This is a genomic window from Pantoea cypripedii, assembly GCF_002095535.1.
Taxonomy (GTDB): Bacteria; Pseudomonadota; Gammaproteobacteria; order Enterobacterales; family Enterobacteriaceae; genus Pantoea; species Pantoea cypripedii.
Map to the genome: position 1 here is coordinate 1,361,054 of NZ_MLJI01000002.1, position 13,064 is coordinate 1,374,117.

Consider the following 13,064-nt stretch of genomic DNA (forward strand, 5'->3'; position numbering starts at 1 on the left):
TCATGATTATGGACGATCGCCAGCCTGTCTCCCGTTCCCGCCGCGCCCTGAGTTATCTGGTCTGCTACCTGATTGCGGTGCAGCCAATGCTGCCGGCCGCGGCGGCGGCCATCACGCCCGTGACACCCGGTACGCAGATGGACGCGGCAGGTAATGGTGTGCCGGTGGTTAATATCGCCACCCCTAATCAGGCGGGCGTCTCCCATAATCAGTATCAGCAGTACAACGTCGGTTCTGAGGGGCTGATCCTCAACAACGCCACCGGCCAGCTCACACAGACCCAGCTCGGCGGCCTGATCCAGAACAACCCAAATCTGACCGCCGGACATGAAGCCCAGGCCATCATCAACGAAGTGACCGGTGCCAGCCGTTCTCAGCTGCAGGGTTATACCGAAGTGGCGGGGAAAGCCGCCAGCGTGATGGTCGCCAACCCCTATGGCATTACCTGTAACGGCTGCGGCTTTATCAATACCCCGAACGTGACGCTGACCACCGGTAAACCGCAGCTGGATGCCAGCGGCAATCTGGCCGCGCTGGAGGTGACCCAGGGTTCGGTGACGATCGAAGGCCAGGGTCTGGACGGCAGCCGTGCGGATGCGGTGTCGATTGTCGCCCGCGCTACACAGATCAATGCCGGGATCTATGCGAAGGATCTGTCAGTCACTGCCGGGGCCAACCGGGTCGGGGCGGATGGTTCTGTCACGGCAATTGCCGGAACAGGCCCGGCGCCCTCAGTGGCGGTGGATACCGGTGCACTGGGCGGCATGTATGCCAATCGTATTCACCTGGTCTCCAGTGAGCAGGGTGTCGGCGTCAATCTCGGTAACCTGAATGCTTCGGTCGGCGATATGCAAATCGACGCCAGCGGAAAACTGACGCTGGCCAACGCCAGTTCAGCAGGCAAGCTTTCCGCCAGTGGTCAATCCATTGCTCTGCAGGGCACCCAGCAATCGGGCGGTGACCTGAGCCTCAGCAGCCAGGGACAGCTTGCCGTGCAGGACAGCCAGCTGAGCAGCGGAGGCAACATGACGCTGGCCGCCGGGCAACTGACCTCGGGCACTCGCGCCCGGGTGACGGGGGCAGGCAACATCAGCGCGACGGCGGGTAATAACGGGCAGTGGCAGGGCAGCCTGACGGCGGAGAAAGATCTGCAACTGAACGCCGGGGACCTCACGAACAACGGGCTGTTCGCCGCCAGCGGGAATGCAAATCTGACGACTCAGCACCTGACCAATACCGGCATGTTCCAGGCACAGACGCAAACGGTTCAGGCTACAGCGCTGGATAACAGCGGAACCCTGCTGGCAACCGGAGCGCTGCAAATACAATCCGGCACCCTGAATAACAGCGGTACGCTGCAGGCGCAGAGCCAGGCAGTTCAGACCACAACGCTGGACAACAGTGGGGACATGCTGGCAGGTGGAGCACAGGACATCCGGACCGGCACCCTGCATAACAGTGGCACACTTCAGGCGCAAACCCAGACAGCTAACGCCACAACGCTGGATAACAGCGGGAAAATGCTGGCAACCGGCACACAGGACATCCGGGCCGGCAGCCTGCATAACAGCGGTACACTTCAGGCACAAACCCAGACAGCTAACGCCACAACGCTGGACAACAGCGGAACCCTGCTTTCGAACGGGGCACAGCACATCCTCAGCGATACCCTGACTAACACCGGCACGCTGCAGGCACAGACGCAGACGACGCAGGCAACGACGCTGAATAACAGCGGGAAGATGCAGGCGGCGGGGACGCAGCAGATTCAGGCGGGCACCCTGGACAACAACGGCACCCTCGGTGCGGACGGTGCACTGCAGCTGACGGCCGACCAGACGCTGACGCAGGGTACCAATGGCGTGATCGCGGCCCGGGGTGCGCTGGGGATCAACGCCGGGCAGGCGACACTGGCGGGCACCATCAGCGGGCAGCAGAACAGCCAGTTCAGTTTTGGTTCCCTCAGCACCACTGATGATTTCTCCCTGGCCAGCGCGGGTGACCTGAGCCTGACCGCCGACAGCGCGCAGCTGGGCGGGTTGATCTCCGGTGACGGCGCGCTGACCGGACGTTTCGGGCAGCTGACCACGGCTGCCGGTTCACAGCTGCAGTCAGGCACGGATGCGGATCTCCGGGCCACCGGCAGCACCCTGCTGAACGGTAACCTGCGCGCCGGGCAAAACCTGCATCTGGTAAGTGGTTCGCTCAGTTCCGGCAGCGGCGCACAGACATACGCGACCGGTAATGCGCAGGTCAGCGCCGGGAACAATGGCGTGTGGAACGGCAGCCTGACGGCGGGCGGCAATCTGGGACTGGATGCCAGCGGTTTTACCAGCAACGGTCAGCTTGCCGCCGCCGGCGATACGCAGCTAACTGCGCAGCAGCTGACCAACAGCGGGCTGATTCAGGCGCAGGGCACGCAGACGCTGAACGCAGACGCGCTAAGCAACAGCGGCAAAATGCAGTCGGGCGGCGCGCAGCATATCACCACCCGCACGCTCGATAACCAGGGGCTGGTCGGTTCACAGCAGGGACTGGGGTTGCAGATTGCCGATCAGCTGACTCAGGGGGAAGCGGGGTCGCTGTTCGCGGGCGATCGTCTGAGCATTGACGGCGGGAAGGCTTCCGTCAGCGGTGCGCTGACCGGTAAAAACGGCCTGACGCTGAATACGGATACCCTGCAGGCCGGGCAGGATTCACAGATCACCAGCCTCGGCGATATTCAGCTCAGTGCGGCACAGCAGACGCTCAACGGGCAGCTGTCTGCTGGCGGGAACGCAGACCTGAAGGCGACTGACTTTACCGTCGGCTCGCAGGGCAGCGTGCACAGCGACCAGGCGTTATCACTCGCAGCCGCCCACACCGCCACTCTGGCAGGGGCGCTGGAGGGGCAGACGCTCAACGCCAGCGGAAATGCGCTGCAGGTAACCGGCAGTGGTGCGCTGTCCTCAACCGGCGATATGCAGTTAACTGCCAGCCAGCTACAGCTCGATGGCACCACCAGCGCGGGCAACAATCTTACCCTCAGTGCCGATGTGCTGAATGCGGCGCAGGGCGGTAAAACCTCGGCACAGAATGATGTGCAGGCCACCGTCACGAACAACGGCCAGTGGTCCGGCAGCCTGATTGCCGGGCGTGACCTGAACTTCACCTCCGGGAATTTCAGCAACAACGGCACGCTGGCGGCGAATCGCAACGGGCAGTTCAGCTTTGCCACACTAACCAATAATGGCCTGTTGCAGTCGCTTGGCACCCAGCAGCTGACCGGTGATGTCTTCAGCAATAACGGCACGGCACAGTCCGGCGCTGACCAGACGCTGACGCTGAACCAGCTCAGTAACCAGGGGCTGACCGGCACCAGCGGCAATCTGGCGCTGAACGTGCGTGACAGCGTCACGACAGGTGACGCAAGTACGCTGCTTGCCGATGGCAGACTGACACTGCAAACGGCACAGGCGGAGCTGGGCGGCAGCCTGAGCGGGACGCAGGGCGCAGACATTAACGCAACATCACTGACCAGCCGGGCCGGTTCAGTGCAGAGCAGCAGCGGGGATGTCAGCGTCAGTGCCGCCAGCGCCAGCCTTAACGGTTTCCTCTCCGCCGATGGCAGCATGGCGCTGGACGCTCAGCAGCTGACCACCGGCGGGGCGTCCCAGACACAGGGGAAAACCCGGCTGGGGATCACGGCGGCCGGAACAGCCGATCTCGGCGGCAGGCTGGTCACGCCGGGTACGCTCACGCTGCAGGCGGGCACGCTGACCAGCGCCGCCGCGCTCGGAGCCGATAAGGTAGACATTCATGCCGGTGAGCTGACAAACAGCGGGGCAATTACCGCCGATGACGGCCTGCATATTCAGGCCGATACCCTGCAGCAGCAGGGCAGCCTGATGGCGCAGAACCAGATGAACCTGGAAGGCCAGACGCTGGTCAATCAGGGGACCATTTCCACCCGCGATCTGGGCATCAGCGCCAGCAACAGCCTGACTAACCAGCAGACCGGGGTGATCGCCGCGTCCGGGAATGCACAACTGACCACGCCAGAGGTCATCAATAACGGGACGCTGGCGACGCAGATCCTGGGCGTCACGGCTGGCAACATTACCAATAACGGGTTACTGCAGGGCACCGGCAGCGCCACGTTCAGTGCCGACACCCTGAGTAACGGTGCCCCGGGGCAGCTGCTGTCAGCCGGGACGCTTGATGTCCATGCCGGTAATACGCAAAACCTGGGCCGTCTGCAGGCCGGGCAGCTTAACCTGAGCGGCAACAGCCTGACCAACGGCGGCACGCTGCTGGGCACTGCCGGGCTGAATGCGCAGGTGCAGGGCGTTCTCAGCAACACCGGCAGCCTGCTGTCATCCGGTGATATCACGACAGGGGCCGCCACGCTGGACAACAGCGGTAAGCTGCTGAGTGAAAAAACAGGCACGGTCAATGTCACGCATCTGTCCAACCAGGGACAGATTCAGGGCAACACGCTGGCGCTGAATGGCACCGATGCGAAGAACAGCGGCAACCTGATTGGCCTGCAGGCGCTGACGGCGCAGTTGCAGCAGGATCTGACTAACGCCACCTCCGGCAGCATGCTGACCCGGGGGGCGCTGAACGTCACCGCCGGGAACGTGACCAGCAACGGCAGCTGGCAGGCGGACAGCACCACGCTGCATGCCGGCCAGCTGGATCTTAACGGAACTATCCAGACGACCACGCTCGCCGATCTCAGCCTGAGCGGCGCGCTCAATACTCAGGCGCAGGGCAGCATTGTGTCCAGCGGCCTGGCTGTCCTGCAGGCGGCCAGCCTGAATAATCAGGGCAACTGGGCAGCGGACAACCTGCGCCTGCAGGGAGACACGCTGATCAGCAGCGGCAAAGTGACCGGGGTCAGTGCACTGACCGCCACGCTCAGCGGCCAGTTGCAGAATCAGCAGGGCGGCGCGCTGCTCAGCGGCGGCACCGGCACGCTGACGGCGACCGGTATCACCAACAGCGGCACGGTTCAGGCCGAAAACCTGACCCTGAACGCCGGGAGCCTGACCAATGCCGGGCAGATGCAGGGGCAGCAAAACCTGACCGGGACTCTCCAGGGCGCGGTCAGCAATCTGAATGGCGGCACGCTGCGCAGCCAGGGCAACCTGAGTCTGGGCGCACAATCGCTGCTGAACCAGGGGCAGGTGCAGGGCGATGGCGTAAGTCAGCTGACGTTCTCCGGCAACCTCAACAACCAGGGAACCCTGCTGACCGGCGATCGCCTGACGCTTGCTGCGCCGGTGCTGACCAACAGCGGTGTCCTGCAGGCGCAGGGGCTGACGCTCACCGGCAGCAGCCTGAACAACAGCGGCACGCTGACCGGCCAGGGTGACAGCACGCTGAATGTGGACCAGGCCAGTAATCAGGGACAGCTGCAGGGCGACCGTCTGCACCTGACGGCGAACGCGCTGCATAACAGCGGCACCCTGTTTGGCAGCCAGTTACTCGCGCTGGATCTCGGCAACACCGACAACCAGGCAGGCGGCAACCTGTTCAGCGCCGGAGACCTGACGCTGAACACGCCTGAGCTGAATCAGTCCGGCAGCCTGCTGGCGCTGGGGAATATGACGTTACAGCTGGCCTCGGGTTTCACCCAGACCGGCACCCTGGCCGCCGGGCAGACCCTGAGTCTGAGCACCCTGGGTGATCTGAACGTGCTCGGCACCCTGCAGGGCAACGGTATCCAGCTCAGCGCCAGCGGCAATATGGTCAACAACGGCCAGCTGCAGGGCGGCAATGGAACGGTTGGTGTGGATGCCGCCAGTATCACCCTGAATGACAGCGGCAGCGTGCAGTCGGGCGGAGATATTCGTCTGACCAGCCAGGGGCAGCTCAGCAACTACGGTTTTGTCGGTGCGGCGGGGAACGTCCTGATGTCGGCACCGGGTCAGCTGTATAACAACGCGCTGCTGTACGCGGGAAATAACATGCAGCTGCTGGCCGACCAGCTGCACAATGATCGTGGCGATATCCTGGCGGGCAACAGCCTGTGGATGCAGAAAGACGCGGCGGGCAACGCCAGCACGGAGGTGGTGAATAACTCCGGCAATATCGAAACCACCAACGGCGATATCACCATTAACACCGGGCATCTGCTGAATCAGCGTGACGGGCTGGAGGCGTCCGGCACCACGGAGGCAGCAGACAGCCCGGCAGCGGGCAGTCCGGTCAAAATAAAGCTCTACAACGCCGATTTTGCGCCGGGTGAACTGGAAGCCTACTCTGTCACCACGCATGAGGGCAGTGACGGCAAGAACAACGGCGTCAATGTCACCCGCAACTATGTCAAACCGGTGGATAGCGGGCTGGAGAAGCGTTATCTGGTCGGCACCTCAACGGTTACGGTTACGGCCAGCGGTGGCGCAGGGCGTATCGCTGCCAGCCACAACCTCAGCGTGGCGGCCGATACGCTGGATAACCTCGCCGGTAACCTGCTGGCCGGGCAGGATATTTCGCTGTCCGGTAGCGAGCTGAATAACCAGTCCTGGCAACCCTCGGTGCAGCAGGAGTACCTGACTTACTCATTCGACACTCAGCAGGGCAGTAAGGTTTATCAGGGCACGGCGTATAACGCCAGTTTTGATTACTACCTGACCGGCACCCCGGAATATGAAACCACCACCACGGGCGAAGGATATCGCGCCGTCATTCAGGCCGGTGGCGCGGTTAACGCCAGCTTCAGCAATAACATCAGCAATACCACCACCACGGCCAACGCGGGCGGATTAACGCATACCCTCAGCGCACCCACCCTGAACGGCACTACTGCCCTGCAGCCGGTCAGCGGCACGCAGAGCCAGCAGCTGGCAGCAGATAACAATCTGGTCGTGGGGTCAGTGCAGTGGAACAGTTCCGTCAGCAATGCCCTGCAGCAAATCGGCAACCAGGGCGCGGCCCTGACCGCTTACCCGCTGCCCACCGGCAACAATGGCCTGTTTGTGGCGAGTCAGGACCCTTCCAGCCCGTATCTGATCACCACCAACCCGCAGCTCGGCAGCGTGGGGAAAACCGATCCGTCGCTGTTTAATGCGCTGAATGATTACCTGGCAAAACCGGCAACGGCTGTCTCAACCCTGGAGCAGAAATCCACCCCGGCCGGCACGGGACTGACGCTGGATTCTTCCGCTGAAACGGCTCAGGTGACAACCCCTGTTTTACAGAACATAAATCCTTCGGTTCAGGTGACCGCGCCTGTGGTACCAGTCGGCACCCCCGGTACGACGCCCCGGACGGAAACTGCGGCTGTGTATACCGATCCGGCACAGTTTCTTGGCTCGTCGTATCTGCTGAACCGTCTGAATCTGGCACCGGACACCGACTATAAATTCCTCGGCGATGCCGCCTTTGATACCCGCTATGTCAGCAACGCGGTGCTCAGCCAGACCGGACAGCGCTATGTCGGCGGCACCGGCTCTGACCTGGCGCAGATGCAGTATCTGCTCGACAATGCCGCGGAACAGCAGCAGGGACTGGGGCTGCAGTTCGGCGTCAGCCTGACGCCGGATCAGGTCGCCGGGCTGACGAAAAGTATCGTCTGGTGGGAAAAAACCACGGTAAACGGCCAGACGGTGCTGGTCCCGAAACTGTACCTGTCCCCGGATGACACTACCGTCGCGGATGGCAGCGTGATTGCCGGTAACACCGTGAACCTCGAAGCCGGGCATATCGTAAACAGCGGCAGTACCCTGCAGGCGCAAACCCAGCTGGCGGCGAAAAGCCGCACCTCGCTGGATAACCTCAGTGCCGGGCTGATTAGCTCCGGCGGCAGCCTGCAACTGAGCGCGCTGGGCGACATCAATAACATCGGTTCCTCAATCGCCGGGCAGACGGTGGCGCTGGCTTCGGTCAGCGGTGATATCAATAACGTCACCCAGGCGCAGCAGTGGACGGCAGCACCCGTCAGTAGCGGCAAAACCTCACAGCTGACCTTCAGCCAGACTCAGACCGGTGATGTTGCCAGTATCTCCGCCAGCAAAGGGCTGTCGATCAGTGCCGGTAACGACATCAACAACACCGGCGCGAAGCTGACGGCGGGCAGCGACCTGCAACTGGTGGCGCTGAACGATCTCAACATCAGTGGTAATGCCCTCAGCACCAGTAAAACCACGAAGAACGGCAGCACCCAGAACAGCGACAGCCAGGCGAGTGAAGTCAGCGCAGGCAGCGATCTGGCAGCCTATGCGGGCCATGACCTGACGGTGGCTGGCAGCGCGATCGCTGCCCAGGGAGATGCCAGCCTGACGGCGGGTAATGACCTCAGCCTCAGTACGATGGATAAAAGCAGCCATCAGACCAGCGGCAGCGATAAAACCGATAACAACAACGCCACCCGCACGGTGGTCAGCAGCGGTGCTGACCTGTCGCTCAGCGCTGGCCGCGACCTTAACTCTCAGGCCGCACAGCTCTCCGCCACGGGAGATGCGTCACTCAGCGCCGGACGCGACGTAAATCTGAACGCGCAGCAGACCAGCACTTACAGCGAAAACCACGGCCATCAGAGCGTCAGTATCCGGCAGGACGTCGCGCAGGAAGGCACGGAGCTTGCCAGCGGCGGAAGCACCCGCATCGCTGCCGGACGGGATATCACCACCCGGGCCGCGCAGGTTAACGCCACGGGCGACCTTGCCCTGAACGCCGGACATGATGTGAATATCACCACCGCGACGGAGAGTGATTATTCGTACGATGAAGCGACCAAAACCAAAAAGAGCCTTTTCAGTAAAAAAACCACGCATACCATTGCGGAGGACAGTTCCACCACGGAGAAAGCCTCACAGCTGAGTGGCGACCAGGTCTCAATCGTGGCCGGTAACGACCTGACGGTGAAAGGATCTTCGGTGGTGGGCGAGAGCGATACCGGCCTGAAAGCCGGTCATGACCTCAGCATCACCGCCGCCACAGAAGAACAGAGTAGCTACCGTCTGAGCGAAACGAAGAAAAGCGGCATGTTCAGCGGGGGCGGCCTCGGTGTGACCTTTGGCAGTGCCTCTTCCCGTCAGCAGCTGAAGCAGGACGGCACCACCCAGAGTCAGAGCGCCAGCGCGGTCGGCAGCACCGGCGGCAACGTCACGCTGGTTGCCGGTAATGATGCCCATGTCGCCGGTTCTGATGTCATCGCGAAGCAGAATGTCACCCTGGTGGGCGGATCCGTCACCATCGATCCGGGTAACGATACCCTGACGCGTCATCAGTCGTATGAGCAGAAGCAGAGCGGCCTGACGTTACAGATCAGCAGCCCGATTACTGATGCGCTATTGACCCTGGGATCGCAGGCGAAGGAAGCCAGCGAGGCCGGGAATGACCGCCTGAAGGCATTGGATGCCGTGAAGATGCTGGAGACCGGCTGGGCGCTGGGGAAAGGAGCAACGCAGTCCGCCACCGCGCTGGCTAAAGGTGACCTGAAAGACGCCGGGATCACGATTTCACTCAGCGTCGGGGCCAGCAAAAGCCAGTCCAGCTCGGATTACAGCAGCAACACCGTCAGCGGCAGTTCTCTTAGCGGCGGCGGTGACGTCAGCGTAATCGCCACAGGGGCGAATGGCAGCAGTGGCGACCTGAACATGGCGGGCAGCGGCATCACCGGCAGCAACGTGACGCTGGCCGCTGCCCATGACCTGAACCTGATAGCGGCCAGCAATAACACCGACCAGAAGAGCAGCAACTCCTCGTCTGGCTGGAGCGTCGGGGGGCATATTTCCTATGGTCAGAAGATCGGAATTGGCGTGCAGGCCAGCGGCTATGTGGCCAGTGGGTCAGAAAACGGCAACAGCACCGAATACGTCAACAGCCGCGTTAACGCCAGCGACACCCTGGCGCTCAGCAGCGGCAACGACACGCTGCTCGCCGGCGCACAGGCGCTGGGCAACCGCATCGTCGCGGATACGGGCAATAATCTGACGATAACCAGCCTGCAGGATATCGATAACTACCAGAGTAAACAGCAGAGCGCCAGCGGCGGCTTCAGCGTGACCTTCGGCACCCCGAGCGGTTCGGTGGGGGTGAGTGCCAGCACCAGCAAAATCAACAGCGAATACGCCAGCGTCGGTGACCAGAGCGGCCTGTTTGCCGGGAACGGCGGCTATGACATTTTCACCGGTAATCATACCCAGCTTAACGGGGCGGTGATTGCCTCTACCGCCGATGCGGCCAATAACACCTTCTCCACCGGCACCCTCGGCTGGGACAGCATCGGTAACCATGCGGAGTACCACGCCAGCAGCGCCTCGTTCGGCTTCAGCGGCAGCTTTGACAGCCGCCAGAAACCGGGAGAGCAATCCACCGCCTCCGCGTTACCGGCGCTGGTGAATATGTCGGGCAGCGCCTCCGGCACCACCCGTTCGGCGGTGGCTGACGGCACGATAACGGTGCGCGATACGCAGAACCAGACCCAGGACGTGGCAGGGCTGAGCCGTGATACCGACAGCGCCAACGGGCATATCGACAAGATTTTCGACAAGGAGAAGGTCGAAAACCAGATGGCGTTCGCCCAGGGCGTACAGGAACTGGCCGGTAAGGTGGCGGGGGACGTCAGCGCCTACAAACTGGACGCGGCAGAAAAAGAAGTGTCGGACCGCCTGCTTAAGGAGAACCCGAATGACGCCACACTGTCGCAGGCAGAGCTGCACGATAAGGTGCTGGCTGACCCGGCCTACAAGGCGGTGGCGGCAGACTGGGGCACCGGCGGGACCTACTCGATGGTGGCGAGCGCGGTGGCAGGCGCACTGGGCGGGCTGAGCGCCGGTAACCTGGGTGCCGCAGCCAGCGGGGCGATGGCACCGTATATTGCCAACGAAATCAAACAGAAGACGACCACCTATTACGCCGACGGCACAAAGGATGTCAACGTGGTGGCGAACACCATGGCCCATGCGGTGGCGGGGGCGGTGCTGGCGCAGCTGGCGGGGAACAGCGCTGCAGCAGGTGCCGCCGGCGCGGCCAGCGGTGAGCTGATTGCGAATGCGATTGTGAAATCGATGTACCCGAATACCGACGCGAAAGACCTGACTGAGAGCCAGAAACAGACAGTCAGCGCACTGAGCCAGATTGCGGCAGGACTGGCCGGGGGGATGGCATCGGATTCAGCGCTGGGTGCAGGGACCGGGGCTGTGGCCGGGAAGAATGCGGTTGAGAATAATGCGCTGTGCAGCACGGTAACCTGCCTGAGTAACCCGCTTGATATGAGTAAGCCGGTGATGGGTGGGGCAGGGATGGCTGCGGCAGGTGCCGGTGCAGCGGCTGGAGCAGCCATCGCAGATGCGCTTAACGGGGATAAAGACGGTGAGTCAGCCCCTAACGTTGGTGCAAATCTGAGTGATGAAGAGAAAGCGGAGCTGGGCGGGAGTGGTTCAGGAACGCCTGGGGGCTGGGGACCGGAGGATGAGGAGAATGGGCGTAGCAATGATGCTCAGACCAGTGGAAAAGATAAAGATACTCAAATTTGGACGGAAACCAAAAAGGACGACCCTGTCTCAAACGCTTATGGGCATTGGGATAAACATAAAGTAGAGTTCCCGGAGTTACAGAACGCAAAGCAATATGTCGATGCAACTCATGACTTTGTGAATAATCCACCGGAAGGAACTTTGTCGAAAGTACGGCCAAACGGTGATACGGTATTCTATAATCCTAAAACAAATACTTTTGCTGTAAAAACGGCGGATGGAGTGCCAAAAACGATGTTTAGGCCAGATCCTGCCGAACATGGATTTAAAACAAATATGGATTACTTCAATGCACAATAGTAATGAACTGAATATATGTAGGGTGTGTGGTGCTAAACAACTAGAACCTCCTTGGGGAAGCGATGGTTTAACTCCTAGCTATGAAATATGTGATTGTTGCGGTGTTGAATTTGGTTATGAAGATATGAATCTTAACGCCTTAAAAAAATATCGAGAGAAATGGATTGAAAAAGGTGCTATCTGGTTCAGAGAAAAGGAAAAACCAACAGGATGGTCTTTAGATGAACAATTAAAGAGCATCCCTGCCCAATATCGTTAGATATAAAACTAAAAACCCCGGCCATTGAGCCGGGGTCTTCTTTGCCTGTCAGTACTCTTCAGCTTATCGTCGTATAGCCAGTTGGCCTTGCTTAAGTTCGAGGGTCCCGGAACTCCTCAGCTGCAGCTATGGCAGCAGCCAGAAACCGGCTGAGCATTACGTCGGTGGCTTTCTGCCGGCAATGGTCAACATGTCGGACCTCCGATATCACCCGTTCGGCGGTGCCGGACAGGCAAAACCAGACGCAGGATGTAGCGGGGCTGAGCCGTGACACCGACAACGCCAACGGGCATATCGACAAGATATTCGACAAAGAGAAAGTCGAAAACCAGATGGCGTTTGCGCAGGGCGCGCAGGAACTGGCCGGTAAGGTGGCGGCAGACTGGGCCATCGGCGGGACCTACTCGATGGTGGCGAGCGCGGTGGCAGGCGCACTGGGCGGGCTGAGCGCCGGTAACCTGGGTGCCGCAGCCAGCGGGGCGATGGCACCGTATATCGCCAACGAAATCAAACAGAAGACGACCACCTGTTCGTCAGTCGGAAGCCCTTAAAAATAATGGGATGACTGGTCGATGGGAAGTTCCTAATCAAGCTCAAGTGAATCGGGCACAAAAAATGTTCGATGAATTAGGCATTAAAAATATTGAGGTAAAAGTCGTCAATGAATAACAATATTAAACTTGTGAAAGTTATTGCAGATCTTGCTGTGTTTTTGGAGTTTACAAATGAAGAGTTGCTTGATCCTGACTTGGCTGTAGAAGCCTTAGAACAAATGGCTTCCGAACTACAGCTCATGGAGGAGCAGGATAGAAATGATCTGGCTAACACTTTTCGAAGTATATCTAAAGAATATACCGGCGATAAAAGAGAATATGTTAGAGAACTGCCTGAAAACCTTGGCTTAATTTAAAAAAGATCCCGGCTATTGAGCCGGGATTACTTTTTTATCAGTCAGTTACCCTTCAGTTGCCAGCCGGATGATCATCTGCCCCGGCCCGGTGATCACCTCGTTCTTCTGCCCGGACTCGAACGCCCAG

Annotated in this window: 4 protein-coding genes; all 4 read left to right on the forward strand. The window is 60.4% G+C overall.

Going from position 1 to position 13,064, the window contains the following annotated elements; all coding sequences use genetic code 11:
- Positions 1–8 precede the first annotated feature (8 nt).
- Positions 9–11,768 carry a hemagglutinin repeat-containing protein gene (locus HA50_RS27705; RefSeq protein ID WP_158087459.1) on the forward strand — a complete coding sequence of 3,920 codons (11,760 nt, stop codon included), beginning with the start codon at positions 9–11 and terminating at the stop codon, positions 11,766–11,768.
- Complete coding sequence (locus HA50_RS27710) at positions 11,758–12,027, forward strand: hypothetical protein (protein ID WP_084879989.1); 270 nt, start codon at positions 11,758–11,760, stop codon at positions 12,025–12,027. Before HA50_RS27705 ends, HA50_RS27710 begins: the two co-directional genes overlap by 11 nt.
- A 128-nt stretch (positions 12,028–12,155) precedes the next feature.
- Positions 12,156–12,578, forward strand: coding sequence for a hypothetical protein (locus HA50_RS27715; protein ID WP_084879991.1), 423 nt, complete (start codon positions 12,156–12,158; stop codon positions 12,576–12,578).
- A gap of 110 nt (positions 12,579–12,688) precedes the next feature.
- The gene (locus HA50_RS27720) at positions 12,689–12,937 is read left to right on the forward strand and encodes a hypothetical protein (protein ID WP_084879994.1); all 249 of its coding nucleotides are present in this window, start codon (positions 12,689–12,691) and stop codon (positions 12,935–12,937) included.
- The last annotated feature ends 127 nt before the right edge of the window (positions 12,938–13,064 follow it).